General features: G+C 65.2%; 25 protein-coding genes. 10 read left to right on the forward strand and 15 right to left on the reverse strand.

What is annotated here, in order from left to right; genetic code table 11:
* Position 1 precedes the first annotated feature (1 nt).
* Positions 2–1666, reverse strand: a complete 1665-nt coding sequence (locus AC1DSD_RS10975) for a formate--tetrahydrofolate ligase (RefSeq protein WP_478030058.1) — start codon at positions 1664–1666, stop codon at positions 2–4.
* 246 nt (positions 1667–1912) lie between these two features.
* Here AC1DSD_RS10975 and AC1DSD_RS10980 point away from each other — a divergent pair, with 246 nt between their 5' ends.
* Together AC1DSD_RS10980 and AC1DSD_RS10985 are read left to right on the forward strand one after the other, a co-directional pair.
* Entirely contained in the window at positions 1913–3268 is a 1356-nt protein-coding gene (locus AC1DSD_RS10980; protein WP_478030059.1) for a DNA recombination protein RmuC, read from the forward strand.
* A 27-nt stretch (positions 3269–3295) separates the two neighbouring features.
* Positions 3296–3988 carry a tetratricopeptide repeat protein gene (locus tag AC1DSD_RS10985; RefSeq protein ID WP_478030060.1) on the forward strand — a complete coding sequence of 231 codons (693 nt, stop codon included), beginning with the start codon at positions 3296–3298 and terminating at the stop codon, positions 3986–3988.
* Between the two features lie 70 nt (positions 3989–4058).
* On the opposite strand, the gene AC1DSD_RS10990 is transcribed toward AC1DSD_RS10985, so the two are convergent.
* From AC1DSD_RS10990 to AC1DSD_RS11025, 8 genes are all read right to left on the reverse strand, one after another.
* A complete protein-coding gene (locus AC1DSD_RS10990) occupies positions 4059–4736 on the reverse strand; it encodes an META domain-containing protein (RefSeq protein WP_478030061.1) in 678 nt (225 codons plus the stop codon).
* 62 nt (positions 4737–4798) lie between these two features.
* Positions 4799–5599 (reverse strand): TrmH family RNA methyltransferase, encoded by an 801-nt coding sequence (locus tag AC1DSD_RS10995; RefSeq protein WP_478030062.1) that lies wholly within the window; start codon positions 5597–5599, stop codon positions 4799–4801.
* Between the two features lie 154 nt (positions 5600–5753).
* Complete coding sequence (locus AC1DSD_RS11000) at positions 5754–6026, reverse strand: HPr family phosphocarrier protein (RefSeq protein WP_478030063.1); 273 nt, start codon at positions 6024–6026, stop codon at positions 5754–5756.
* A complete protein-coding gene (locus tag AC1DSD_RS11005; protein ID WP_066583126.1) occupies positions 6026–6433 on the reverse strand; it encodes a PTS sugar transporter subunit IIA in 408 nt (135 codons plus the stop codon). The genes AC1DSD_RS11000 and AC1DSD_RS11005 overlap by 1 nt, the downstream gene beginning before the upstream one ends.
* Before the next feature lie 11 nt (positions 6434–6444).
* Positions 6445–7362, reverse strand: coding sequence for an RNase adapter RapZ (rapZ, locus tag AC1DSD_RS11010; RefSeq protein WP_478030064.1), 918 nt, complete (start codon positions 7360–7362; stop codon positions 6445–6447).
* Positions 7359–7799 (reverse strand): HPr kinase/phosphorylase, encoded by a 441-nt coding sequence (locus AC1DSD_RS11015; protein ID WP_478030464.1) that lies wholly within the window; start codon positions 7797–7799, stop codon positions 7359–7361. Before AC1DSD_RS11015 ends, rapZ begins: the two co-directional genes overlap by 4 nt.
* A gap of 10 nt (positions 7800–7809) precedes the next feature.
* Positions 7810–9387, reverse strand: a complete 1578-nt coding sequence (locus AC1DSD_RS11020) for a sensor histidine kinase (protein WP_478030065.1) — start codon at positions 9385–9387, stop codon at positions 7810–7812.
* On the reverse strand, positions 9356–10063 hold the full coding sequence (locus tag AC1DSD_RS11025) for a response regulator transcription factor (RefSeq protein WP_478030066.1): 708 nt from the start codon (positions 10061–10063) through the stop codon (positions 9356–9358). Before AC1DSD_RS11025 ends, AC1DSD_RS11020 begins: the two co-directional genes overlap by 32 nt.
* Before the next feature lie 167 nt (positions 10064–10230).
* Here AC1DSD_RS11025 and AC1DSD_RS11030 point away from each other — a divergent pair, with 167 nt between their 5' ends.
* The 3 genes from AC1DSD_RS11030 (at position 10231) to AC1DSD_RS11040 (ending at position 12723) form a co-directional block, all read left to right on the forward strand.
* Positions 10231–11838 carry a phosphoenolpyruvate carboxykinase gene (locus AC1DSD_RS11030; protein ID WP_478030067.1) on the forward strand — a complete coding sequence of 536 codons (1608 nt, stop codon included), beginning with the start codon at positions 10231–10233 and terminating at the stop codon, positions 11836–11838.
* Between the two features lie 44 nt (positions 11839–11882).
* Positions 11883–12323 (forward strand): hypothetical protein, encoded by a 441-nt coding sequence (locus tag AC1DSD_RS11035; RefSeq protein ID WP_478030068.1) that lies wholly within the window; start codon positions 11883–11885, stop codon positions 12321–12323.
* A 70-nt stretch (positions 12324–12393) separates the two neighbouring features.
* Complete coding sequence (locus AC1DSD_RS11040; protein ID WP_478030069.1) at positions 12394–12723, forward strand: hypothetical protein; 330 nt, start codon at positions 12394–12396, stop codon at positions 12721–12723.
* Positions 12724–12733: 10 nt separating this feature from the next.
* On the opposite strand, the gene AC1DSD_RS11045 is transcribed toward AC1DSD_RS11040, so the two are convergent.
* Together AC1DSD_RS11045 and AC1DSD_RS11050 are read right to left on the reverse strand one after the other, a co-directional pair.
* Positions 12734–13183, reverse strand: coding sequence for an NfeD family protein (locus AC1DSD_RS11045; RefSeq protein WP_066806013.1), 450 nt, complete (start codon positions 13181–13183; stop codon positions 12734–12736).
* Between the two features lie 10 nt (positions 13184–13193).
* Positions 13194–14144, reverse strand: a complete 951-nt coding sequence (locus AC1DSD_RS11050) for an SPFH domain-containing protein (protein WP_478030070.1) — start codon at positions 14142–14144, stop codon at positions 13194–13196.
* A gap of 170 nt (positions 14145–14314) precedes the next feature.
* On the opposite strand from AC1DSD_RS11050, the gene guaB reads away from it, so the two are divergent.
* From guaB to AC1DSD_RS11065, 3 genes are read left to right on the forward strand one after another with little or no spacing between them, the layout of a single operon-like run.
* Positions 14315–15772 (forward strand): IMP dehydrogenase, encoded by a 1458-nt coding sequence (gene guaB, locus AC1DSD_RS11055; protein ID WP_478030071.1) that lies wholly within the window; start codon positions 14315–14317, stop codon positions 15770–15772.
* Entirely contained in the window at positions 15769–16953 is a 1185-nt protein-coding gene (locus tag AC1DSD_RS11060) for an RsmB/NOP family class I SAM-dependent RNA methyltransferase (protein ID WP_478030072.1), read from the forward strand. Before guaB ends, AC1DSD_RS11060 begins: the two co-directional genes overlap by 4 nt.
* 32 nt (positions 16954–16985) lie before the next feature.
* Complete coding sequence (locus AC1DSD_RS11065) at positions 16986–17498, forward strand: tetratricopeptide repeat protein (RefSeq protein WP_478030073.1); 513 nt, start codon at positions 16986–16988, stop codon at positions 17496–17498.
* 166 nt (positions 17499–17664) lie between these two features.
* Here AC1DSD_RS11065 and rsmA read toward each other — a convergent pair whose 3' ends face one another.
* From rsmA to AC1DSD_RS11085, 4 genes are all read right to left on the reverse strand, one after another.
* Entirely contained in the window at positions 17665–18483 is an 819-nt protein-coding gene (gene rsmA, locus AC1DSD_RS11070) for a 16S rRNA (adenine(1518)-N(6)/adenine(1519)-N(6))-dimethyltransferase RsmA (protein WP_478030074.1), read from the reverse strand.
* Positions 18480–19487 carry a 4-hydroxythreonine-4-phosphate dehydrogenase PdxA gene (pdxA, locus tag AC1DSD_RS11075; protein WP_478030075.1) on the reverse strand — a complete coding sequence of 336 codons (1008 nt, stop codon included), beginning with the start codon at positions 19485–19487 and terminating at the stop codon, positions 18480–18482. The genes rsmA and pdxA overlap by 4 nt, the downstream gene beginning before the upstream one ends.
* Positions 19488–19502: 15 nt before the next feature.
* On the reverse strand, positions 19503–20855 hold the full coding sequence (locus tag AC1DSD_RS11080) for a peptidylprolyl isomerase (protein ID WP_478030076.1): 1353 nt from the start codon (positions 20853–20855) through the stop codon (positions 19503–19505).
* A 76-nt stretch (positions 20856–20931) separates the two neighbouring features.
* On the reverse strand, positions 20932–23178 hold the full coding sequence (locus AC1DSD_RS11085) for an LPS-assembly protein LptD (protein ID WP_478030077.1): 2247 nt from the start codon (positions 23176–23178) through the stop codon (positions 20932–20934).
* A gap of 164 nt (positions 23179–23342) precedes the next feature.
* Here AC1DSD_RS11085 and AC1DSD_RS11090 point away from each other — a divergent pair, with 164 nt between their 5' ends.
* Positions 23343–24800, forward strand: coding sequence for a leucyl aminopeptidase (locus AC1DSD_RS11090; protein ID WP_478030078.1), 1458 nt, complete (start codon positions 23343–23345; stop codon positions 24798–24800).
* 13 nt (positions 24801–24813) lie between these two features.
* Positions 24814–25254: a DNA polymerase III subunit chi gene (locus AC1DSD_RS11095; RefSeq protein ID WP_478030079.1), complete on the forward strand. Its 441-nt coding sequence runs from the start codon at positions 24814–24816 to the stop codon at positions 25252–25254.
* The last annotated feature ends 2 nt before the right edge of the window (positions 25255–25256 follow it).

Below are 25256 nucleotides of genomic sequence, written 5' to 3' on the forward strand. Positions count from 1 at the left end.
TTCAGAACAACCCCTCGATCGCCCCTGCTGGCCCGATCCTGATTCCCTCCGCGGCAGGTATGCGCGGCAATCCCGGCATGGTCATGATCTCGCCGCAGATCGCGACGACGAACCCGGCGCCGGCGGCCAGGCGCACTTCGCGAACCGGGACGATATGGCCGACCGGCGCGCCCAGTTTCGCCGGGTCGGTGGAGAAGCTGTATTGGGTCTTCGCCATGCAGACGGGGAGGTGCCCGTATCCCGCATCCTCCCAGCGTTTCAGCTGCGCCAGCACGCTCGGCTCGGCCGTGGCGTGTTCGGCGCGGTAGATCCGCGTCGCCACCGTGTTGATCTTGTCGAACAGCGGCATAGCATCGTCGTAGAGCGGGGCGAATTGCGCCCCGCCACCATCCGCCAGCGCGGCGACATGGTGCGCCAGCGCTTCGGTGCCCGCGCTGCCGTCGGCCCAATGTGTGCACAGGATCGCTTCGCAGCCATTGGCGGCGGCGATCTCGCGAACGACGCGCATCTCGTCCTCGGTATCGCTGTCGAAGCGGTTGATCGCGACGACCACGGGAACACCGAATTGACGGACATTCTCGAGGTGCCGCGCGAGATTGACCCCGCCAAGCCTCACTGCCTCGGGATCGGGGGTGCCGAGATCTGCCTTGGCGACCCCGCCATTCATCTTGAGCGCGCGGATCGTCGCGACGACCACCGCTGCGGCGGGTTTGAGGTCGGCCTGGCGGCATTTGATGTCGAAGAACTTCTCGGCGCCCAGATCGGCACCGAAGCCGGCTTCGGTCACGACATAATCGGCCAAGCCAAGCGCGGTGTTGGTCGCGATCACCGAATTGCAGCCATGCGCTATATTGGCGAAGGGGCCGCCATGGATCAGCGCCGGATTGCCCTCCAGCGTCTGGACCAGATTGGGCTTGATCGCCTCGGCGAGCAGCACCGCCATGGCGCCATCGGCCTTCAGGTCGCGCGCGGTGACTGGCTGGCGATCGCGCGTATAGGCGACGACGATCCGGCCGAGCCGCACCTCCAGGTCCTCCAGGTCCTCGGCCAGACACAGGATCGCCATCACTTCGCTGGCGACGGTGATGTCGAACCCGCTTTCGCGCGGGAAACCGTTGGCGACGCCACCCAGCGATTGCGCGATGTCGCGCAACGCGCGGTCGTTCATGTCGAGCACCCGGCGCCAGACGATCCGGCGCACGTCGATATCGAGCGCGTTGCCCCAATGCACATGGTTGTCGATCATCGCCGCGAGCAGGTTGTGCGCGCTGGTGATGGCGTGGAAATCGCCGGTGAAATGAAGGTTGATGTCCTCCATCGGCACCACCTGGGCGTAACCACCGCCGGTCGCACCGCCCTTGGTCCCGAAGCATGGCCCCAGGCTCGGCTCGCGCAGCGCCAACATCGTCTTCTTGCCGATCTGGTTGAGCGCGTCGGCGAGCCCGACCGAGGCGGTCGACTTGCCTTCGCCGGCGGGGGTTGGACTGATCGCGGTGACCAGGATCAATTTGCCCAGGTCGCGGGGCACCGGGAGGTGCTCGCGGATCAGCTTGGCCTTGTATTTGCCATAGGGCTCGACCGCGTCGACCGGGATGCCTGCTTTGTCGGCGATCTGCTGGATGGGGTGAAGGGTCGCGGCCCGCGAAATCTCGATATCGGAGAGCATGGGGGCTTCTTAGCCGCCCCATGGGCTGCCCGTCACCCCGCGCGCGTAACGAAATCAATTCCCCTCCCGTTTACGGGAGGGGCTAGGGGAGGGACTGTTCGTCTAGGCCCGTCCATCGATCGACATGCCCTCCCCCGACCCCTCCCGCAAGCGGGAGGGGAGTTGGAACCGTAACGAAATTGGGGCTGTCCTGGCATCGTCGTTCGATCTATGTTCCGGTCATTGATCGGGTTTCGTGGGTGAATTGTGGTTGAAGTGTTGATCGTCGCGTTGGGAGCGCTTGTCGTCGGGCTAGTGATCGGCTGGCTGTTCGCCTCACGCCGCGGCGTGGCCGAACTGGCGGCCGCCAAGGTGCATGCCGATCAGCATGACATGACGCGCCAGCAGTTGCTGGCCGTGACGGCGGAGCGCGACACGACGATGCGCGCGCTCGACGCACACCAGGCGGCGTCACGTGAGCGTGAGCTGGCGTTCGAGGCGCGGCTGGTCGAAATCGTCGCTGCCAAAGAAGCGCTGGCGGCGCAATTCGCCGAGGTCGGGCAGCGGCTGTTCGACGACGCCCAGACCAAATTCCTTCAGCGCGCCGACGAGCGGTTCAAGGAATCGGAAGCGACCAGCGGCCAACATCTCCGCGCCTTGCTCCAGCCTGTCCACGAACGCCTGCAGCGCTACGAAGAAGGCGTGGCCAAGGTTGAGGCCGATCGCCGCGATGCGTTCGGTACGCTTCACGGCCAGATCGAAGCAATGCGCGTCGGGCAGGAATCGGTACGCTCGGAAGCGTCCAAGCTGGTCAATGCGCTGCGTAACGCGCCCAAGGCGCGCGGGCGCTGGGGCGAGCAGCAATTGCGCAACGTGCTCGAGACGTGCGGGTTGAGCGAGCATGCCGATTTCCAGGCGGAAGTCAGCGTCGACGATGGCGAGGGCGGGCGGCTCAGGCCCGACGTCATCATTCGCGTGCCGGGCGGCAACGCACTGGTGATCGACGCCAAGGTGTCGCTCAACGATTATCAGGACGCGTTCGGCGCGATCGATGACACTGAACGCGCCGCCGGGCTGGTGCGCCACGCGGCGTCGATGCGGGCGCACGTCCAGGCGCTCGGCGCCAAGGCCTATTGGACGCAATTCGACGACGCGCCCGATTACGTGATTATGTTCGTGCCGGGGGAGCATTTCCTGTCCGCGGCGCTCGAACAGGATCCGACCCTGTGGGACTTCGCCTTCGACCGTCGCGTGTTGTTGGCGACGCCGACCAATTTGATCGCGATCGCACGCACCGTCGCCGCGGTTTGGCGGCAGGAGAAATTGGCCGGGGAGGCGCGGCAGATCGCCGAGCTGGGTAAGGAACTCTATGCCCGCCTGTCGGTGATGGGCAGCCATGTCGCCCGGTTGGGACGCAATATCGGGCTCGCCAACGATGCCTATAATGCGTTCGTCGGCAGCCTCGAGACGCAAGTGCTGACCCAGGCCAAACGGTTCGAGGATTTCAATATCGATACCGGCGGGCGGGCAATCGAGTCGCTGCCGATGGTCGAGCAATCGCCGCGCCCGCTGGTGAAGCTTGCGTCGGTCGGTGAGATAGGGGATCGTTCGTCGGAGGGATGATCCTCGTGCCTGTTGGGGAGCGGGTCGATGACGAAAATGGTCGGATTGCTGATTGCCGCGATGCTGACGGCGGTACCAATGGCCGCCGCGGGGCAGGATAAAGACCGCGACTCCGCCGCCGAGGCGACAATCAGCCAGGCTTTCTCCGCGATCCAGGCCGGCGATCCGGCGCGAGCCTTGGCCACGGTCGAGCCGGTCGTCGCGTCATTCGACAAGGAATTTTCGGGCGAGAAGCGCCATATCTTCTGCTCGCAGACGGCCGAACAGGACGGCTATTATCTGACCACTGCCGATGGCGGGGCGGATAATGTTCGGCTCGTGACGGTGGTGTGGTGCGAGGCGTTATATGTCAAAGCGTTCGCGTTGGTCGATCTCGAGCGGCTCGACGATGCCCAATCGGCGTTCGAGAGATTGGTGACTTTTGCTCCGAAACACGCTCGGTATCTCAATGAGTTAGGCTATGTTCTTCTGAAGAAGAAAGAATGGCAGCACTCGATCGACACTTATAGAAACGCCGAAGCTGCGGCGACTTTCACGCCCAAGCGGCGCGATTACGAGCGGTGCGTGTCGTTCCGCGGAATCGGTTACGACCTCGTCGAACTCGGGCGGCTCGACGACGCCGAAGCCGCCTATCGCAAATGCCTGGCGATCACCCCGGATGAGCCAAAGTCGCTGCGCGAGATCGAGTATATCAAGGAGCAGCGCAAGAAAACGACCTGATGTCGTTCGCCTGACTGCGTCTCCGGCGATATGAACGGGGGATCGGGTGATCGCTACAGTCTGAGGCCGTTCAGTCTATGCGGGTCAGCGTGGCGTTGCCTTTGGCGCTCGACAGGGTGAGCGTTCGGTCGCGCAGCGCGACGCGCGCTGGGCCGGCGATGATCGACAGGAACTTGCCTTCGACCTCCATGCCCGGCCCCGGACACGCCATCTTGGTCGAGATCACCCGGCTTGCGCTCAGACTGCCACGATCGATGCGATAGGCGCCGCCAAAGCTGTTGCAGCCGGCGTTCCCGGTGATGCGGTCGCCCTCGAAGCGTATCTCGGTCGCACGGGCGGTGCGGACCGGGCGTCCGTCGATGCTGGCAATCGTCCAGTGCGATCCGTCGAGCGCGGCGGCGTCCAGCACGGGATCGCCGCCACAGCCCTTGACGCTGCGCCGGCCGGTCGTGACGGTGACACGATCGGGAAATTTGCGGTCGCTCATCCCGTCGCTGCACGGCGCGCGGGTAATATCGACGACGATCCGCCGCGTGACATAGCGCCGTCCATTGAAACTGGGCCGCGCCGTGGGCGCCTTGACCCGAATCCGCGTCTTTCCATAATCGCCGGCATAATTGATCCAGCCGCGTTCGATGGTCAGCGTCCAGCCGGGTTCGGTGCCGACCGCGCGATAGGTCTCGGTCCTGGCCGAGGCGGGCAAAGCGAGGAACAGCGCGGGGAGGGCGAGGGTCGCGGCGAGCTTCATGGCATCTCTCCTTTGGCCAGGCTCATAGCCTAGTCCGGCTGAACCGGCCATGTCGGCCATATTCAGCGGCGATGCTGGGCGAGCACTTCATACGCCATTACCGCGGTCGCCACCGCGGCGTTCAGGCTGTCGGCCTTGCCCAGCATCGGTAATTTGACCAGCAAGTCGCATTCCGCCTCATAGGCGTCAGGCAGGCCTTGCGCCTCGTTGCCGGTGAGCAGGAAGGTCGGCGCCTGATACGCCGCACCGCGATAATCGTGGTCGGTCTGCAGACTGAGCCCGACGAGTTGCCCCGGTCCGGAGCGCAACCAGGGCAGGAACGCGTCCCAGCGCGCCTGCACGATCGGCACCGTGAACAGCGCGCCCATGCTCGCGCGTACCGCTTCGACCGAAAAGGGGTCGACGCAATCGTCGACCAGGATGAGTCCGCCCGCGCCGACCGCATCGCCGGTCCGCAGGATCGTGCCGAGATTGCCCGGATCGCGCAGCCGCTCGGCGACCAGCCAGATCGGCGAGGTCGAACGGTCGAGCGCGTCGAGTGGCGTGGTGAATTCGGGGAAGACGCCGACCACCGCCTGCGGGTTGTCCTTGCCCGACAATTTGGAGAGGATGTCGTGACTGGTCTCGATCGCTTCGCCACCCGCGCTTTCCACGGCGCCGACCAGTGCCAGGACCAGCGGATGTCTCGCGCTGTCGGCCGCGAAGAACAGATATTCCGGCAGGCGTCCCGCTTCGCGCGCCTCGGTCAGGATGCGCAGTCCCTCGGCGAGAAACAGACCCTCCGCCTTGCGATGCTTCTTGTCGCGCAAGCTGCGGACGCGCTTGACCAGGGTGTTGGAGAAAGCGGTGATCTCGCGGGGCATGATGGGTTCCTAGCGAACCCATCACCCCAGCGGAAGCTGTGGCGGTCACCGCAGCGGGAGCTCTAACCGTCACCCCAGCGTAGGCTGGGGGCTCACGCAGTATTTTCCCCTCATGAGATGCCAGCTTTCGCTGGCATGACGGATTGGAGAGGGCTCAATCTTCGCCGAACTTGGCCTCGACCAACTCGCACAGCGCGCCAACCGCGGTCTCCGCGCCGTCGCCATCGGCGCTGATCGTGATCGTGTCGCCCATCGCCGCGCCCAGCATCATCAGGCCCATGATCGAGGTGCCGGTGACCGCCGGGCCGTCCTTGACCACCTGGATCTCGACCGACTGGGTCGAGGCGAGAGTGACGAACTTGGCCGATGCCCGCGCATGCAGGCCGCGCTTGTTGATGATCTGCACTGTGCGGCTGATCGCCGGCATCAGGCAGCGGCCTCGCCGAGCGCCTCGGATGCCACTGCGATATATTTCCTGCCCGCCTCACGCGCGGCGATCACCGCGTCCACCACCTTCATCGACTTGCGCGCCGACGCCAGGCGAATCAGCATCGGCAGGTTGATTCCCGCGATCACTTCGACTCGCCCGCGCTCGAGCAGCGAGATTGCGAGGTTCGACGGCGTGCCGCCAAACAGGTCGGTCAGCACGATCACGCCCTTGCCGTCATCGACCTTGCCGATCGCCGTGGCGATATCGGCGCGGCGCGCTTCCATATCGTCGTCAGGGCCGATCGCGATCGACTCCACGCGCTCCTGCGGACCCACGACATGTTCCATTGCGGTCACGAACTCGGACGCGAGCCGTCCGTGCGTCACCAAAACCAGACCGATCATGCGTTTGCTTACTATCCCAAACCCGTCCGCGGCGCACCCTCCAAGGAGTCCTGCGGTGCCGCCCCCAGATCTCGATGCGTGACCGTGGGCGAAAACCCGGCGTCGCGCAACCGCTTCGCGACCTGTTCCGTGACATGGACCGACCGGTGACGCCCGCCGGTGCAGCCGAAGGCTATGGTAACATAGGCTTTTCCCTCGGCCCGGTAGCGCGGCAGGAGGAGCAGGAGCAGGTCCTCGATCTGCTTCATGGCGTCATCATAGGCCGGATCCGCGGCGACATACGCCGCCACATCGGCGTCGAGTCCCGTTCCGGGGCGCAATTTCTCGTCCCAATGCGGGTTGCGCAGGAATCGCATGTCGAACACCAAATCGGCGTTGCGCGGGACACCGCGGGCATAGCCAAACGACATCACCGACAAAGTCGGTTCGCCCAGACCGTCGCCGCCGAACGTCGCGCGCACCTGTTGCGCGAGCTCGTTCGACGACAGATCGGTCGTGTCGATCAAGCGGTTGGCCCAGCGCCGCAGCGGGGCGAGCAATTCGCGTTCGCGTGCGATGCCGTCGCTCGCCGGGCGGTCGAGCGCGAGCGGATGGCGCCGCCGGGTCTCGGCATAACGCCGCTCGAGCTCGGCGCCGCTGCAATCGAGGAACAACGTACCGATGTCATAACCATGCTCGGCGCGCAGCGTCTTGATGCGTTTGACGATGCTCTCGGGATCGAAGTCGCGCGTCCGTGCGCCGATTCCGACCGCCAACGGCGAATCGCTCTCGGTGCTCTCCGACAAGGGCGTGCTCAGCAGCCGGTCGAGCAACCGCAGCGGCAGATTGTCGACGGTTTCCCAGCCGAGATCCTCGAGCGTCTTGAGCACGGTCGACTTGCCTGCGCCGGACAATCCGGTGACCAGCAGGATCTCCTTGGCGCGAGTCACGCCTTCGTGCCGACCAGGTGCCGCAACGCCAGTTCGACCTTGATCGGCGCCGAGGCCGTATGCGAATCGACCGCGATCTCGCGAATGTCGAGCCCGGCGATGCGGCGGACGTCATCCGCCAGCGGCAACCGCTCGGGCGCATCGGTCAGGCGAATGAGCAGGGCTACCGGGATCTTCTCAACATATGCCGTCTCGAGGAGGCCCAGCCCGCGCACCTCGATCTTGCCGGCGATCGTGTCGGGCGGCGACGCGATCAGTTCGCCGCCGGCGCGCTGAAGCAAAGTGTAATCGTCGCTGATCAGCGTAGCGCCGCGGTCGATCAGGCGCAGCGCGAGGTCGGACTTGCCGGCCCCCGATTCGCCTTCGATCAATACCGCGCGCCCGTCGATGGCGACGCTGGAGACATGTAGGGTTTCAAATGAGAGCCCGGTCGCGATGGCTGCCTCCCTAGCCTGGAGCGAGCGGCAGCCGGACGACGAATCTGGCCCCACTCAGACGGTCTTCACGCGATTCGACCGCGATGGTGCCCTGATGCCCCTCGACGATCGTCCGCGCAATGGCGAGCCCTAGCCCGGAATGCTTGCCGAATTCCTCATTTTCCGGGCGGATAGATTGAAAACGCCGGAACACCGCTTCACGCGCCTCTTCGGGGACGCCCGGGCCTTCGTCCTCGACCCGGATCACCAAATCGTCGTCGGCAAGGGTCGCGGCAACCGTGATCAGGCCATTGTCGGGGGAGAAGGACACGGCATTGTCGAACAGATTCTCGAACACCCGTTCCAGCCGGGCGCCTTCGCCCATCACCAATGCGCCGCCGCGCACGCGATTGTCGAACCGGATGCGCACACTGCGTTCGATCCCGCGCGTGGTGCGTTGCTCGATCAGCGCGGCGAGCATCGCCAGCACGTCGACGGCATCGAACTTGGCGCGGCTGAGCTGGGCGTCGAGCCGCGATGCCTCTGAGATATCGGTGATCAGCCGATCCAGCCGGTGCACATCGTCGCGCACGACCGCCAGCAACCGTTCCTGCAGCGCAGGATCCTTGACGTGCGCCAGCCCGTCGACCGCCGATCTGAGCGAGGCGAGGGGGTTTTTCATTTCGTGCGTGACGTCGGCGGCGAACGCCTCGGTGGCGTCGATCCGTGCCCGCAGCGCCTGGCTCATGTCGCTCAGCGCGCGGGCCAGGCTGCCGATCTCGTCACGGCGCGAGGGCAGCCGCGGCACGACGACCTCGCGCGCGCGCCCCAGCCGGACCCGGACCGCGGCGCGCGACAACCGGCGCAGCGGCCGCACGATCGTCCGCGCCAGGAACAGCGACAGGAAGATCGACACCAGGCTGACGATCGCCAGCACGACCCCCAGCCGGAAACGTTCGAGCCGTACCGTCTGGGTCACGTCGCGGGCGTTGACCGTCGTCATCACGACCTCGCCGTCGCCCAAGCCCGCCGCTGCGGTGATGACAGGGGTACGATCGGGCGCGCGCCAAACCGTTGCCGGCGCGACTTGAGCGGTGCGGGCGGTGCGCACGTCGGGCCACTCACTGCCGGCCTTGCGCTCGCGATAGAGCGGCGCGCGCGGCGCGTTGACCACGGTGTCGATGATCGCATCCAAGAATCGCGCCGCTTGCAGACCCCAACCTTCCTTGTTCGGGTCGATCAGCACGAAATTGCGCAGACCCATCGCGCGCGTGTCGGCGATCGGGGTGCCGTCGGCGGCGAACAGCCGGATGCGTGTGTCGGTATCGCGGGCGAGGCGCAGCGCCAGGTCGTTGCGGTGATCGGCCGGCGTCGACACCATCGCCGCCGCGATCAGCCGCGCCTCGCGACTCGCCTGGGCGGTGCGGTTGTCGAGAATCCGCGTCCGGTACGAATCGAGGTAGAAGAACCCGCCCGCAAGCAGCGCCAGCGCGAAGATATTGAGCGCGAGAATGCGCGCGGTGAGCGAAATCCGACCCGACCATTTGAGCGTCAGGTCACGGCCTTCACCCTCCGCCTCACTCCTCCGAGAAGCGGTAGCCGGCGCCATAGAGCGTTTCGATCGCATCGAATTCGGCATCGACCTCGCGGAACTTGCGCCGGACGCGCTTGATATGGCTGTCGATCGTGCGGTCGTCGACATAGATGTCGTCCTGATACGCCGCATCCATCAACTGATTGCGCGTCTTGACCACCCCGGGCCGTTGCGCAAGCGCCTCGAGGATCAGGAATTCGGTCACGGTCAACGTCACGTTGTCGCCGGCCCAAGTCACACGATGCCGTGCCGGGTCCATCTGCAGGCGGCCGCGGTCGATCGCGGTTTCGGCGGGTGGCTCGTCGCCGCCGGCGCTGGCATGGCTCAATTCGGTACGACGCAGGATCGCGCGGATGCGGGCGATCAACAGGCGTTGGCTGAACGGCTTGGCGATATAATCGTCCGCGCCCATCGCGAGGCCCAGCGCCTCGTCGAGCTCGTCATCCTTGCTGGTCAGGAAGATAACCGGAATCTGATTCTTCTCGCGAAGCCGCCGCAGCAGCTCCAGCCCGTCCATCCGCGGCATCTTCACGTCGAAGATCGCCAGGTCGGGCGGATTGTCGACCAGCGCCTTCAACGCGGTTTCGCCGTCCGAATAGACCCGGGTCAGAAACCCTTCGGCCTGCAGCGCGATCGACACCGAGGTCAGGATGTTGCGATCGTCATCGACGAGCGCGATAGTGGCCGTCATCGTCCGGACAGATCCCAAAGCATAGCGCGGCTTGCCTAGGCGAAACCTTTGCGCCGGTAAACCATTGGCCCATTTGACGGACGCATGGAGCGGTTCTATGCGCCCGGGATAACGAGGATGCATACGTATGCGGGATCAACCCGCAGCGTGCGATATTCGGAGGAAAAATGATCGATCGAGTCCCTACGCAGGGGCTGGACGCGCAGGGCATTGCTACTGCCGCCAAGCTTTATTGGAATCTGGAAACGGCCGCGCTCGTCGAGCATGCGATCGCCCGCGGCGAAGGTCATCTCGCCGCCGACGGACCGTTGGTGGTCGCCACCGGGCGCCACACCGGGCGCTCGGCGCAGGACAAGTTCATTGTTCGCGATGCCGAGACCGAGTCGACGGTCTGGTGGGGCAAGACCAACAAGGCGATGAGCCCGGAAGGGTTCGCGGCACTGAAGGCGGACTTCCTTGCGGCGCTGGGCGAGCAGGACACGCTGTTCGTGCAGGATCTGTTCGGCGGCTCGCAGCCCGCGAACCGGGTCAATGTTCGCGTGATCACCCAGTTCGCCTGGCACAGTTTGTTCATCCGCACGATGCTGGTCCGCCCGGCGGCGCATGAACTGGCGGGGTTCGAGGCAGAGTATACCATTATCGACCTGCCGAGCTTCCGCGCCGATCCCGAGCGTCATGGCTGCCGCAGCGAGACGGTGATCGCGGTCAATTTCAGCGAGAAGCTGATCCTGATCGGTGGCACGCAATATGCCGGCGAAATGAAGAAGTCGGTGTTCGGGCTGTTGAACTATCTGTTGCCGGTCAAGGGCATCATGCCGATGCATTGCTCGGCCAATATCGGGCCTGAAGGCGGATCGGCGGTGTTCTTCGGCCTGTCGGGCACTGGCAAGACGACTTTATCCGCGGACGCCAGCCGCACGCTGATCGGCGATGACGAGCATGGCTGGTCGGACGATGCGGTGTTCAATTTCGAAGGCGGTTGCTACGCCAAGATGATCCGCCTGTCGGCCGAGGCCGAGCCGGAAATCTACGCGACCACCAAGCGCTTCGGCACCGTGCTCGAGAATGTCGTGATGGATCCGGAGACGCGAATTCTCGACCTCGACGACAACAGCCTCGCGGAGAATTCACGTGGCGCGTATCCGATCGACTTCATCCCCAACGCCTCCGCTGCCAACATGGGACCGGTGCCGCGCAATATCGTGATGCTGACCGCCGACGCGTTCGGCGTGTTGCCGCCGATCGCCAAGCTCACGCCCGACCAGGCGATGTACCACTTCCTGTCGGGCTATACCGCCAAGGTCGCGGGCACCGAGATCGGCGTGACCGAGCCCGAAGCGACCTTCTCGACCTGCTTCGGCGCACCCTTCATGCCGCGGCATCCGTCAATCTATGGCAATCTGCTCAAGGAACGGATCGCCAAGGGGGGCGTCGATTGCTGGCTGGTCAATACTGGCTGGACCGGCGGCAAATATGGTGTTGGCAAGCGGATGCCGATCAAGGCGACGCGCGCGCTACTCAACGCGGCGCTCGACGGCAGCCTGAACGACGCCGAGTTCCGCACCGATCCCAATTTCGGGTTCCAGGTACCGGTCGCGGTGCCGGGCGTCGATAGCGCCATCCTCGATCCGCGCGAAACCTGGGCGAACAAGGCCGAATACGACGCGATGGCCGCAAAGCTGGTCGATCTGTTCGTCGAGAATTTCGCGCAATTCGCGGATCATGTCGACGAGGGGGTGCGACAATCCGCGCCCCGGACCCCCGCCACCGCTTGATCCGGCCCGTCATCAGTCGGGCCTCTCCAATTGGAAGCCCGACAATGACCGACCATAAGATCCGTTTCTTTGCCGATGACGCCGCTGTCCGCCATGTGGGGGAGGGGCTGCTCGCGCGCACCTTGCCCAAGGCGGAGTGGACGCATGAAGCGCACCTTGCCGCGTGCCTGTGGTTGCTGACCGAGCGGTCCGATATCGATGTCGAGCGCGACCTGCCGGCGATCATCTCCGGCTATAACGAGACGGTCGGCGGAGTGAACGATGCCACACAGGGCTATCACCACACGATTACGCTGACTTATATCGCGGCGATACGTCGCTTCCTCGGGTCAGTTCGCAGCGACTTGCCATTGGTGGAAAAGGTCAATGCGTTGCTTGCGGCGCCCGAGGGGCGGCGTGACTGGGCCCTCACGCTTTATTCGCGCGACCGCTTGTTCTCGATACAGGCCCGGCTCGGCTATTTGCGTCCCGATCTGGCTTCCTGACCGCACCGCAACCGCGTATCTGACGGGAAGCTGGAGTCGTTTCGTCTCCGGTCCAGTGAAAGGAAGTTCTATGTCGTTGCTCGATGGCATTCTCTCGCAGGTAAGTTCGAACGCCGACGTCCAGAACCTCGCCGCCAAGGTCGGGATCACGCCCGAGCAGGCCGAGAGCGCGATCATGGCGCTGGCCCAATCGCACACCGCGCCCGGCGATACCGTGGAAGGTGCGGCCGCATCGACCGGCCTGGGCTCTGACGTGCTGAGCCAGATCGTCGGCCATATCGGTGGCGAAGGCTCGCTCGGCCAGTTCGCGACCTTGATCAACAGCGGCGAGAATTCGGGTATCCTGGGCCAGCTCGGCGGTTTCGCCTCAAGCCTGTTCGGCGGCGGCAACAAGGCCTGAGGGAAAGAGCTCAGGCGAGCTCGACCGATAAGACGCTCCCGGTGGCACCCGTGATCCGCACGAGTGCCCCGGCGGGCGCATCCGGTCCCGTGGCGCTCCAGGCGCCGTCACCCACCTTGACTCGACCTTCGCCGGCGACGATCGCCTCGCATACCTCGACGGTCTTGCCGATCAGTTTGGCGGTGCGGTCGTTCAATCCGTGCGAAGGGCTGGCCAAGCGGTCGCGATGATACCATCGCCGGCCGATCGCGACGGCAGCCGCGCTGAACGCTGCGAACAATAAAGCCTGCACGATCCAGCCCAGTCCCGGGATCGCCAGCACGACGAACCCGGTCAGCGCCGCGCCGGCGGCGATGAAGATCATGAAGAATCCCGGCGCGATCAATTCCGCGATCGCCAGTGCCAGTGCGGCGGCGAGCCACAAGGCGCCCAAGCTCCACTCCAATCCGAACAGCGTCATGATGATATTCCTATCGTGTCCGCGGTGCCGAAGGGTTGCCCGGTGAGCCCGCAGGGGTGCCCAGCGCATCGCGCGCCAATTCGCCGATGCCACCCAACGTGCCCATCAATTGCGTCGCCTCGACCGGGAACAGGATCGTCTTGGCATTGGGCGAGGTCGCGAACAGCCCGATTGCCTCGACATATTTCTGCGCGATGAAATAGTTGATCGCCTGGGTGCTGCCGCCTTCGATAGCGTCCGACACCATCTTGGTCGCGGTGGCTTCGGCCTGGGCGGAGCGTTCGCGCGCCTCGGCGTCGCGGAACGCCGCTTCCTTGCGACCCTCGGCCTCCAGGATTTGCGCCTGCTTCTGACCCTCGGCGCGGTTGATTTCGTTCTGACGGGCAGCTTCGGACTCGAGGATCGTCGCGCGCTTTTCGCGCTCGGCCTTCATCTGGCGAGTCATTGCGTTGACGATGTCGGCAGGCGGACGAATGTCCTTCAACTCCACGCGCGTGATCTTGACGCCCCAGGCCTCGGTCGCGTGATCGACCACCGAGAGTAGCCGCGCGTTGATCTCGTCGCGCTTGGACAGCAATTCGTCGAGGTCCATCGAGCCCATCACGGTGCGCAGATTGGTCGTCGCCAGCTGCATGATCGCGACATAGAGGTCGCTGACCTCATAGGCTGCCTTCGCCGCGTCGAGCACCTGGAAGAACACCACGCCGTCGACGGCGACCATGGCATTGTCCTTGGTGATGATCTCCTGGCCCGGAATGTCGAGCACCTGCTCCATCATGTTCACGCGGCGGCCGATGCGGTCGAACATCGGCGTGATGAAGGTCAGGCCGGGTTGCGCCACATAAGTGAACTTGCCGAAGCGCTCGACGGTATATTGATACCCCTGGCGCACGACCTTGATCGAGCTGAGCAGGTAGATCACCACCAGCACGCCCGCCAGCAATCCGATGATTGCACCCATTACAACTTCCCCCCAAAAGCCCGATCGGCCAACGCCGAACTCGTTGCGATAATAGCAGATCGTGGGCGCCAATATAGCGAAATGCGACTAGCTCTCCGCGCCCCTAGCTTATCCGGCGGCCCGCGTTTACATGGACCGCCAACCCTCGATTCGAGAGATTGGCACTCCCCATGAATATCCGCCTCGGCCTGACCTTTGACGACGTATTGCTCGTACCGGGGGAGTCCGACGTCTTGCCGAGCGGGGCTGACACCAGCACGCGCCTGACCCGTGGCATCGCATTGTCGATCCCGATCCTGTCCTCTGCGATGGACACGGTGACCGAAGCGGACATGGCGATCGTCATGGCGCAATTGGGCGGGATCGGCGTGCTCCACCGTAATTTGTCGGTCGAGGAACAGGTCGCCGCGGTTCGCGCGGTCAAGCGCTATGAAAGCGGCATGGTGGTCAACCCGATCACCATCGCCCCCAACGCCACCCTTGCGGAGGCGCAAGCATTGATGGCGCATCACCGCATCAGCGGCATTCCGGTGACCGAGACCGATGGCAAATTAGTCGGTATCCTGACCAATCGCGACGTGCGCTTCGCCGGTAATCCCAAGCAGCCGGTGTCCGAGCTGATGACGAAGGACAATCTGGCGACCGCTTCGATCGGCGTCCGCCACGAAGAGGCTCGACACCTGCTCCACCAGCGCCGGATCGAAAAGCTGCTGGTGGTCGACGACGATTACAAATGCGTCGGGCTGATCACCGTCAAGGATATCGAGAAGGCGGTCACCTACCCCGATGCGACCAAGGACGAAGCGGGCCGGCTGCGCGTCGCTGCCGCGACCACGGTCGGGGATAAGGGGTTCGAGCGCACCGCAGCGCTGGTCGATGCCGAGCTCGATCTGGTGGTGATCGATACCGCCCATGGCCACAACAAGGACGTCGCCCGCGCGGTCGAGCGCGTGAAGAAATTGTCGAACTCGGTGCAGGTCATCGCGGGCAATGTCGCGACGGGCGAAGCGACGCGCGCGCTGATCGATGCCGGCGCCGACGGGATCAAGGTCGGAATCGGTCCAGGATCGATCTGCACGACGCGCGTAGTCGCCGGCGTTGGCGTGCCACAGCTGACTGCGGTGATGGACTGCGCCGAGGAAGCGGCCAAGGCCGGCGTTCCGGTCATCGCCGATGGCGGCATCCGCACCTCGGGCGATATGGCCAAGGCGCTGGCGGCGGGCGCGTCGACCTGCATGATCGGGTCGTTGCTCGCCGGTACCGAAGAGGCTCCGGGCGACACCTTCCTGTACCAAGGTCGCGCATACAAATCGTATCGCGGCATGGGCTCGGTCGGCGCGATGGGCAGGGGATCGGCCGACCGCTATTTCCAGGGCGATATCAAGGATCAGATGAAGCTGGTGCCCGAAGGCATCGAGGGCCAGGTCGCGTTCAAGGGGCCGGCGCGCGACGTCATTCATCAGCTGGTCGGCGGCATTCGCGCGGCGATGGGCTATACCGGATCGCAGACGATCGCCGAACTCCAGAAGCGCGCGCAATTCGTCCAGATCACCGGCGCGGGCTTGCAGGAAAGCCATGTCCACGACGTGACGATCACGCGCGAGGCGCCGAATTACCCGACACGATGACGCCGGGTGCGCGCCTGGCGGCGGCGATCGAGTTGCTCGATGCCGTCATCGCCGCCGCGCGCGAAGGCGGCGCGGCTGCGGACACGCTGATCGCTCGCTATTTCGCGACGCGGCGCTATGCCGGATCGAAGGATCGCCGCGCGGTGCGCGAGTTGGTCTACGACGCCATCCGCCGTTTCGGCGAGCCGCCCGCATCGGGACGCGCCGCGATGGTCGCGCTCGCCGATATCGACCCGGCAGTCGCGGCGCTGTTCGATGGCTCGGCGCATGCGCCGCCGGCGATCGATCCCGACGAACCGCGCTCGGTCGAAGCGCGCGTCCCGGGCTGGCTGGGCCGGCGATTGGCGGAATCGGGGCTGGATCAAGCCGACATCGACAGTCTGATCGATCGAGCGCCGCTCGACCTCCGCGTCAATCGGCTGCGGACCACGCCCGCCGAACTGGCCGACCAGTTCGCCGAGGCAACTTTGGTCGACGGCGCGCCCGATGCGATGAGGCTCCCGACCGGAACCATGGTCGACCAGATGCCGGCCTGGCAGGCAGGGCTGATCGAAATCCAGGATGTCGGCAGCCAGTTGGTGGGCGCGGCAGCGCGCGCGGAACCAGATATGCGAGTGATCGACCTGTGCGCCGGGGCGGGCGGCAAGGCACTGACACTGGCCGCGGCGATGGACAATCATGGGGTGGTGCTCGCGACCGATGTCGATCGCACTCGATTGTCGCGCCTTGCGCCCCGCGCCGAGCGCGCGGGCGCGACGATCATCGAGACGCGGTTGCTTGACGGCGATCGCGAGGCCGCCGCGCTGGAGGATTGGACCGATCGCGCCGATGTCGTACTGATCGATGCGCCCTGTTCGGGTACCGGCACGTGGCGACGCAACCCGGAGGCGCGCTGGCGGTTAAGTCCGCCACGGATCGCCCGCCTGGCGGCGACGCAGTCCCGCCTGCTCGATCTTGGCGCCACGCTCGTCCGTCCGGGTGGCGCACTGGTCTATATCGTCTGCTCGCTGCTCGACGCGGAAGGGGCAGGGCAGGTCGACCGCTTCCTCGCTGATCACCCCAGCTGGACCGCCGAAGAGCCGATCGAACAGGGGCGCCCGCGCGGCGCCGGCAAACGGCTGACCCCGGCGCACGATGCGACTGACGGCTTTTTTGTCGCGCGGCTGATCCGGCCATGCTAGCCGGTGGCATTGTGCCCCGTGTGGAGACGATCATGCGTTTTTCGCCCGTAGCGCTCGCAATCGCTTTGGCGGGATTGAGCGTTTCGACTTCCTTGCAAGGCCAGCGCGCCGATGCGCAGATCGACCCGCGGTCGATGGCCTTGCTGATGCAGGGCCGCGCCGCGGCCGCGTCGGGAAATCTCGATGGGGCGACCGACCTGATCGAAACCGCGCTGGCGGTCGACCCGCGCAACCGTGCCGCTTTCCTCGAACTCGCGACCGTGGCGACGCGCCAGGGTCTGCCCGGCAAGGCGATCCGGTTGTACCGCGAGGCATTGACGATCGAACCCAATGACGTGACCGCATTGCGGGGTCAGGGCGAGGCTTTGGTCGCCAAGGGGGCCATGGAAGCCGCACGCGAGAATCTGACGCGGATCAAGACCTTGTGCGGGAAGAAGCCGTGCCCCGAGGCGACGACCTTGGCCTCGGCCATCGCCAAGGGGCCGCCGCCGAGCGTGGAGGTTGCGACCAAGGTTCCCGACAAACCGGACGCGGAGAAGAAGTAGGGGCAAGTTAAAGCCCTCTCCCGCAAGCGGGAGAGGGTTTGGGTGAGGGTCTTCTTTCTTCTTCCAAGCGTGTGCCGAGACAGAAGAAGAAAGAAGACCCTCACCCTCCCACCGCCTGCGGCGGCGGGCCCCTCCCTCTCCCGCGCGCGGGAGAGGGTCTTAGCGTTCAGGAAAGGCACCGCGCGAGCGCGACGAATTCCGCGACCGACACGGTCTCGGCGCGCCGGGCAGGATCGATGCCGACCTGTTCGAGTGCTTCCAATGCCCGCGGCACGCTCTTCAGACTCTGCCGCAACATCTTCCGGCGCTGCCCGAACGCTGCGGCGGTCAAGCGTTCGAGCTTGGCGAACTCCACGCCGTCGGGCTGCTCGCTGGGTACGATATGCACGACCGCGGACATCACCTTGGGCGGCGGCGTGAACGCCGAGCGATGGACGTTCATCGCGATCCGCGCCGACGACCGCCACTGCGCGAGCACGGCCAGCCGGCCATAAGCGTCGCTGTCGGTGGTGGCGACGATCCGTTCGGCCACCTCGCGCTGGAACATCAATGTCAGGCTTTGCCACCAGGGCTGCCAATCGGCCGACAGCCAGCGGACGAGCAAGGCGGTGCCGACATTATAGGGCAGGTTGGAGGCGATATGCGGCCGGCCCGCGAACAGCGCGGGCGCGTCGACCTCAAGTGCATCGCCCTCGATTACCCTGAGCTTGTCCGGATAAGCGACTTCGAGTTCGGCGAGCGCGGGCAGGCAGCGCCGGTCGCGTTCGATCGCCGTGACGCGAGCCCCGGCGGCGAGCAAGGCACGAGTCAGGCCGCCCGGGCCGGGACCAACTTCGAGTATCTCGGCATCGGTCAGGTCGCCGGGGATCGCCGCGATCCGCGCGAGCAACTGGCCATCGAACAGGAAGTTCTGGCCGAGTGCCTTCGACGCCGACAGGCCATGACGCGCGATGACCTCGCGCAGCGGCGGAAGGTCGGGAGTCACGCCGCGACGAGCGCGTCGGCGCGGCGCTGGGCGGCTTCGGCGGCGAGGCGGAGGGCGGCAATCATCGCACCCGGCTCGGCGCGGTCCTGGCCGGCAATGCCGAACGCCGTGCCGTGATCGGGCGAGGTCCGTACGATCGGCAAGCCAAGCGTGATGTTGACGCCTTCGTCGAAATGCAGCGTCTTGAGCGGCACCAGCGCCTGGTCGTGATAGCAGCAGATCGCCGCATCATAGGTTGCCCGGGCGCGCGCGTGGAACATCGTATCGGCGGCCATCGGGCCGGTCGCGTCGATTCCCTGCGCCACCAGCGCTTCGACCGCCGGGATGATCACGTCGATCTCTTCGCGTCCGATCGCGCCTTGTTCGCCGGCGTGCGGGTTGAGGCCGGCAAAGGCCAATCTCGGGCTGGCGATGCCGAAGTCGCGCACCAGCGCCCGGGCAGTGACCAGCGCCTTCGCCACGAGCAGCCCGGTGGTGATCAGGCCAGGCACCTGGCGGAGCGCGACATGGGTCGTCACTGGCACCACGCGCAAGGTCGGGCCGGCGAGCATCATGACCGTCGTGCTGGCGGCGACGCCGACCCGTTCGGCGACGAACTCGGTCTGGCCGGGATGGGTGAAGCCGATCTGATAGAGCTGTGCCTTCGATACCGGCCCCGTGACCAGCGCACCGGCGGCGCCCGATCGGGTCAGCCCGGTTGCCAGTTCGAGCGAATGCAGCGCGCAACGCGCTCCCTCCAGGTCCGGGCGTCCGGGAACGATTTCTCCGCCGTCTTCCACGCTCAGCACGGGCAAGGCGCCGTCGAATGCGGCAAACGCGCCGCTCGGCGAATCGATATGCGCGACCGGGCCGTCCCAGACGCGCGCGATTGCGCGAACGTCGCCGACCGCGAAAAACGGCAGCAACCGTTCCTCGCGCCGGCGCGCCCAGGCCTTGGCGATGATCTCCGGACCGACCCCGGCAGGGTCGCCCATCGCGACTGCCAGCGGGGGAAGGGCGGTCATGTTAGGGCCTCTCCGTCAACGATACTCGACGATGGCGTCGCGCCTGAGGTCGCGCAGGATCTTCTGCGCGCGTTTGTTCACGCGGTCCTGTTCCATCTTATATTGCAGGTCGGCCGCGTTGGGCAGCGTCGGCGCCTTGGCATCGTCTCGCCCGCACAGCACGAGGACGCTGACGCCCTCGGACGGCGATCCGAACGGTGGCGTCGCCTGGCCGATCTGCATACTCAGGACCATCTGCTGCAAGGCCTGCGGCAAATCGCGTACGGTCAGCGAATCGTTGTCGACGATTTCCGCGCCCATGCCCGCCGCCGCCTGGTTGGCGGCGCCGCAGCCGTTGATCGCCTGGGTCGCCTTGGCGAACTCGGCGGCGCGGCCTTGCGCCTGTTCCTGGGTCGTCCCGGCCGGGAACGTGATCTTGATCTGCTTCAGGCTGAGCTTTGCCGCGAGCGGATCGATCCCGAGTACCTGCCGCTTTTCCTGGAGGAACAGGATGTCAAAACCGCCCGGAAGCTCGATCGGACCGGCAAGCTGCCCCGGCTGCATCTGCGACGCAGCGGTCGCGATTTCGGCGGGCAGCATCGCGGCGCGAACCCAGCCGAGGTCGCCTCCGCTCGGTCCCGTCGTCGTTTCCGACTGCGTCTGGGCGAAGTATCGGAACGTCTGCTTGCCGTCCTTCATCTGCTGCATCATGTCCTGCATGCCGGCGACGACGGCTTGCGGGTTGGTTCCCGCGCTCTTGTAGATTTCGTAGAGGTGATATTCCTCCGTGCCCTTGTCCTTGGTCATGCGGTCGAGGATCGATTGCACTTCCTCTTCGCTGACGTTGACGCGCGGTTCGACCGTGCGGCGAAGATAACGCTGCCAGGCGAGTTCGCCCTCGATCTGCTTGCGCACCGATCGTTCCGACGATCCGATCGAGCGCAGGAATGCGGCGAACTTTTCCGGCGGCTGGTTGAAATTCTTGGCGACGCGGCCGAGCGCCTGGTCGATTTCTGCCGAGGTGATCGTGATGTCGTTGGTCTTGGCTTCCTGAATCTGCAGCACTTCGTCGATCAGGCCGCGCAGCACCATCAGCCGCAGCTGATCGCGCTCCTGGTCGTTGAGCTGATACTGGTTGGCGGCGATGATCAGCGCCATCCGCTGGTCGACATCGGTGCCGGTGATCACCACGCCATTGACGATCGCGGTCGGCTTGCGAACGTTGGGATCGAGCTTGCCGAAGATCTGGAGGTTCTCCGGAATATCCAGGCCGGTCTGCGGCACGCCGCTATCGGGCACGGTCTGAGCGATCGAGGCGCTGCTCGCCGCCATCATCGCGCCAGCACCAAGCGCAAGCGCGATGCGCGCCGAAGTCGAGAAAATTTTCACCTGAAAGAAACCCCATGAACAACCGGGCGCACCCGACAAACCGTTTACGCCTGCCCGATTTCGCATGAACGCATGCTTAGCGACCCAAATTCTTGAACGCCAGCGTCAACAGGAAGCTGTTGCCGGCCCGGGCGTCGCCAGTATCCTGATAGTCGCGTTTCCAGGTCAGGCCGAGGCGCAGGCAATCGTCTTCATATTGCACGCCCAGCCGGTGTCGGATCGGATCGAAGCCGTCGGCTAGTGATTGCGGATCTTCGTTCTTGTCGGTCAGATCGATCGTCGTCGACCCGAAGATCGACCAGAAGCGTGCGAACCCGACCCGCGCGCCGAGACGCAATTCCTCACGATCGCGCAAATCCTCCAGCGTCGGGGCGATATTGCGATTGAGGCGAAGATAACCGAACAGCAAATAGGTGCGCTTGGTGCCGACCGTCGCGTCGACCTCGTTACGGCGGATCGCCAGATTGTCCTTGTCGAGCCGATAGCGGTGAATGAACGAAACGAAGTCGCGGAACCGCACCTCGGTCCGGCCGACGACGTCGGACCAGCGATCGGTCAGACCGGTGCCGTCGGGGAAGATCGTCGGCTTGCTCGACAACCGATAGCTCTGCCCGATCGTCGCGTTGATCGCGATACCCGGCAGATCGAGCGAATAATCCAGGCCGTAGGTGAAACGCGTCGAATCCTCCCACCGGTCGTAACCGGGGAAGCGGTTGAGCGCGAACAGGTTCGAATCCTCGAGGTCGACGGCGCGCGCATCCTCGTTGGGAACCTTGAGGTTTGGAGTCGGCGGCGAGGCGACGACCTGGAACCGCGGCGTCAGTCGCTGCGTGCCACCGAGGAACTCGCCGATCAGCGGCCATTTAACGTCGAGTGCCAGCGCCGCGATGGCGCGCGTATGGAAGCCGTTCTGACCGCGATAGCTGATGACCGTGGTCGCGGCCGTGTCGCTGGCATTGTAGAGATCGCCGCGCGCAAAGGCGGTCAGCGTCACTTCCTGACCCCAGGGCGTGATGCGGCGCAAATCCCATTGCGCGCTGACAAAGGCGCGCTGCGTATCCTGCCCAGCGGTGCGCGCGATGCTGAGCGTGTTGGCCTGGAGGTTGAGGCGGCCGCCGAGAATGCCATCGATCCGCCGGCGATAGTCGAATTCAGGCAGCGCGATCGGCTGCAGTCCCTGGCGGTCGCCGAGCCGTAAAGTCTGCACCAGCCAGCCGTTGATCGCGAAATAGCTATTGGCGTCGATCCGCTCGACGCTGAAGGTCGAGCGGAGGCGATCGTCGTTGGAGATTTCGTAGCGGCGCAGGAACGTACGGTCGGTGGTGATCCTGAGCGAGCCGGAGATCGACCAATTGGGATCGAGCTGATACCGTGCGACACCGTCCAGGTAACCGCGGAACGCATTCTCGGTCGTCGCCGGCGTGGGTGTCGCGAGTAGATCGCTTCGCGGCGATACCGTGCCGTAACCGGTGATCTTGAACGCGCCCTTGGTCGACAATTGCTCATATTCGGCCTGGATCATTGGCGCGACGCTGGTGAACAGCCGCGGCGTGATGGTCAGGCCCTTATTGTCGGCCAGCCGGAAATAATAAGGGACGCCGACCTCGAACCCGTTGGTGCGGCTGTAGCGGATATCCGGGCTGAGAATCCCGCTTTGCGCGCCGTTGCCGACCGGAGTCGACAATTTGGGCAGCGGAACGGTGGCGAAGCCGAACAGGTTGAAGCGTGCGCCGGTGAAATAGATGCGCTCGCGATCGGGGCGATAGACGACTTTGACCGCGGTGACCTTCCACGACGGTTCCTTGGGACACCCCTCGGAATCGGTCACGGAACAGGGCGTATAGGCGGCCTGGCGCAAAGTGACGACGCCGCTCTCGCTACGCTCGCCCTTGACCGCGGCCAGTCGTCCGCCCTGTTCGAGGACGACGAGCATATTATCGACGACGCCGTCCTTGAGCGTATCGGTCAGGTCGATCTGATCGCCATAAGCGGTATCACCCTGAGGGTTGGTGACTGCGATATTGCCGATCGCCGTCACTTTGCCCGTCTTGCGGTTCCAGACCACCTTGTCGGCGCGCAACTTGTCGCCCTGGCGGTACATCCGCACGTCGCCGGTCGCCGTGACGATCTCGGTGTCGGTATCGTATTGCAGCGTGGTGGCGGAGAATTGCACCTGGTCGGGATCGGTCGATGCCGGCGCTTCGGACGGCGGCGGCACCTCGACCGGGCGGTCCTGAAGATCCTGCGCGCAAGCCGGTGTCGCGGCCGCAAGCGCGAGAAGAATCGCCGAGCCGGCCAGAAATGCGGAACGCGTGACGATCACCAAACACCCTTTTTCCGGCGACGGTCCCTGACTGCCGGGCCGCCGGTATCGCATCCATGCCGCCGATCCGCAATCGCCGGGGCCGGCCTTTGCAGCCAGCGCAATAGCGGCCTAGAGAGGCGCGTCCAGCACGCATTTCGTGTTTTTGATTGAGGTTGCAGTCCATGAAGATCGAGTTCGCCGCCACACCTCCTGTCGCCGATGCGCTGGTTATCCCGGTGCAAAAGAACGGGCTCGACACGGCGATTGGCGGTCGTACCGGTCAGGAAGTGCTCGCCGCGACCGCCGCGGCAGCGCGGTTCGAAGGCGAAGCGGGCTCGATTGCCGAAGCGTTTGTCGGTGTCGATGGCGCGGTGAAGCGCATCCTGTTGCTAGGGGTCGGCGACGGCAACGAGACGGATTGGGAGCGGGCGGGAGGCGCGGTCACCGCGCGGTTGCTGACCAACGCGATCAGCGCGGCGATCGATCTCGGTGCGGTCCAGCCCAGCCCTGCGGCGGTCGGACGGTTCGCGGGTGCGCTCGCCCAACGCGCGTGGCGGATCGATACCTATCGCACCAAGCTGACAGAAAAGCAGAAGCCGACATTGGCGGAAGCGACGATCGTCGGCGCTCCCGATGGAGCCGACACTGCGTGGCAGCACAATCAGGCAGTCACTGGCGGCCTCGACCTTACGCGCACGCTCGTCGCGGAACCGCCCAACGTCGTCTATCCGGAAACCTTCGTCGAGCGCGTGCTGGCGAGCGTCGAGGGATTGGGCCTCGAAGTCACCGTGCTCGGCCCCGACCAAATGGCTGAGTTGGGCATGGGCGCGCTCCTGGGAGTCGCGCAAGGATCGGCCAGGGAAGGGCGCCTGCTGGCACTCAAATGGAGCGGCAAGGGCGCGGGCGATCCCGATCTCGCCTTGGTCGGCAAGGGCGTGACCTTCGACACCGGCGGCATTTCGCTCAAGCCCGGGCCCGGCATGGAAGACATGAAATGGGACATGGGCGGCGCCGGCGCGGTGGTCGGCGCGATGAAGGCGCTGGCCTCGCGCAAGGCCAAGGCGAACGTTATCGGCGTGTGCGGCCTGGTCGAGAACATGCCCGACGGCAACGCGATCCGGCCGGGCGATATCCTGACCTCGATGTCGGGCCAGACGATCGAAGTGCTCAATACCGATGCCGAAGGGCGCCTGGTGCTGTGCGATTGCGTCACCTGGGTGCAGCGCACGCATCACCCCAAGGCGATCGTCGACCTCGCTACCCTGACCGGGGCGATGATCATCAGCCTGGGCAACGAGCATGCCGGCGTCTTCTCGAATGACGATGCGCTGGCCGATCAGTTGCTCGCTGCCGGTCGCGCGTCGGGTGACCTGTTGTGGCGCTTCCCGATGAGCGACGCGTACAACAAATTGATCGACTCGCCGATCGCCGACATGAAGAATGTCGGCCCGCGTGGCGCCGGGTCGATCACCGCGGCGCAGTTCATCGGGCGGTTTATAGAGAACGGCGTCAAATGGGCGCATCTCGACATTGCCGGCATGGTCTGGGCCGACAAAGCGGGTAACACCTATGACAAGGGCGCGACCGGCTATGGCGTGCGCCTGCTCGACCGCTTCGTCGCCGACAATTACGAGAGCTGAACGCCGGTCCGACATGCAAGTCGATTTCTACCACCTCACCGTCACCCCGCTCGACCGCGCCTTGCCCAGCATCGCCCAGCGCGTGGTGGCGGGTGGGGGGCGGCTACTGGTGGTCAGCGACGACGCGGCCCAGCGCGCCGCGATCGATCGTCTGCTCTGGACATTCGCCGCCGACAGCTTCCTGCCGCACGGCCAGGCCGGCGGCGAGGACGATGCAGTCCAGCCGGTGCTGATCGGAGAGGCGCCCGTTCCTACCAACGCCGCGCGCAACATCGCGCTGATCGATGGGCGGTGGCGCGACGAAGCGCTCGATTTCGACCGGGCGTTCCACTTCTTCGACGGCGACCGCATCGTCGAGGCACGCGAGGCGTGGAAATCGCTCGCGACGCGCGATGGCGTCGAGCGCAATTACTGGAAGCAGGACGATAACGGGCGCTGGTCGAAAGCTGCCTGATA

Source organism: Sphingomonas sp. P4_D12 (assembly GCF_056401895.1).

Excerpts from the sequence above, each read along its gene's own strand:
- AC1DSD_RS10975 (WP_478030058.1), bottom strand. The coding sequence starts at position 1,666 with ATGCTCTCCGATATCGAGATTTCGCGGGCCGCGACCCTTCACCCCATC.
- AC1DSD_RS10985 (WP_478030060.1), top strand. The coding sequence starts at position 3,296 with ATGACGAAAATGGTCGGATTGCTGATTGCCGCGATGCTGACGGCGGTA.
- AC1DSD_RS10990 (WP_478030061.1), bottom strand. The coding sequence starts at position 4,736 with ATGAAGCTCGCCGCGACCCTCGCCCTCCCCGCGCTGTTCCTCGCTTTG.
- AC1DSD_RS10995 (WP_478030062.1), bottom strand. The coding sequence starts at position 5,599 with ATGCCCCGCGAGATCACCGCTTTCTCCAACACCCTGGTCAAGCGCGTC.
- AC1DSD_RS11000 (WP_478030063.1), bottom strand. The coding sequence starts at position 6,026 with ATGCCGGCGATCAGCCGCACAGTGCAGATCATCAACAAGCGCGGCCTG.
- AC1DSD_RS11005 (WP_066583126.1), bottom strand. The coding sequence starts at position 6,433 with ATGATCGGTCTGGTTTTGGTGACGCACGGACGGCTCGCGTCCGAGTTC.
- AC1DSD_RS11020 (WP_478030065.1), bottom strand. The coding sequence starts at position 9,387 with ATGGCGCCGGCTACCGCTTCTCGGAGGAGTGAGGCGGAGGGTGAAGGC.
- AC1DSD_RS11025 (WP_478030066.1), bottom strand. The coding sequence starts at position 10,063 with ATGACGGCCACTATCGCGCTCGTCGATGACGATCGCAACATCCTGACC.
- AC1DSD_RS11030 (WP_478030067.1), top strand. The coding sequence starts at position 10,231 with ATGATCGATCGAGTCCCTACGCAGGGGCTGGACGCGCAGGGCATTGCT.
- AC1DSD_RS11035 (WP_478030068.1), top strand. The coding sequence starts at position 11,883 with ATGACCGACCATAAGATCCGTTTCTTTGCCGATGACGCCGCTGTCCGC.
- AC1DSD_RS11040 (WP_478030069.1), top strand. The coding sequence starts at position 12,394 with ATGTCGTTGCTCGATGGCATTCTCTCGCAGGTAAGTTCGAACGCCGAC.
- AC1DSD_RS11045 (WP_066806013.1), bottom strand. The coding sequence starts at position 13,183 with ATGACGCTGTTCGGATTGGAGTGGAGCTTGGGCGCCTTGTGGCTCGCC.
- AC1DSD_RS11050 (WP_478030070.1), bottom strand. The coding sequence starts at position 14,144 with ATGGGTGCAATCATCGGATTGCTGGCGGGCGTGCTGGTGGTGATCTAC.
- guaB (WP_478030071.1), top strand. The coding sequence starts at position 14,315 with ATGAATATCCGCCTCGGCCTGACCTTTGACGACGTATTGCTCGTACCG.
- AC1DSD_RS11060 (WP_478030072.1), top strand. The coding sequence starts at position 15,769 with ATGACGCCGGGTGCGCGCCTGGCGGCGGCGATCGAGTTGCTCGATGCC.
- AC1DSD_RS11065 (WP_478030073.1), top strand. The coding sequence starts at position 16,986 with ATGCGTTTTTCGCCCGTAGCGCTCGCAATCGCTTTGGCGGGATTGAGC.
- pdxA (WP_478030075.1), bottom strand. The coding sequence starts at position 19,487 with ATGACCGCCCTTCCCCCGCTGGCAGTCGCGATGGGCGACCCTGCCGGG.
- AC1DSD_RS11090 (WP_478030078.1), top strand. The coding sequence starts at position 23,343 with ATGAAGATCGAGTTCGCCGCCACACCTCCTGTCGCCGATGCGCTGGTT.
- AC1DSD_RS11095 (WP_478030079.1), top strand. The coding sequence starts at position 24,814 with ATGCAAGTCGATTTCTACCACCTCACCGTCACCCCGCTCGACCGCGCC.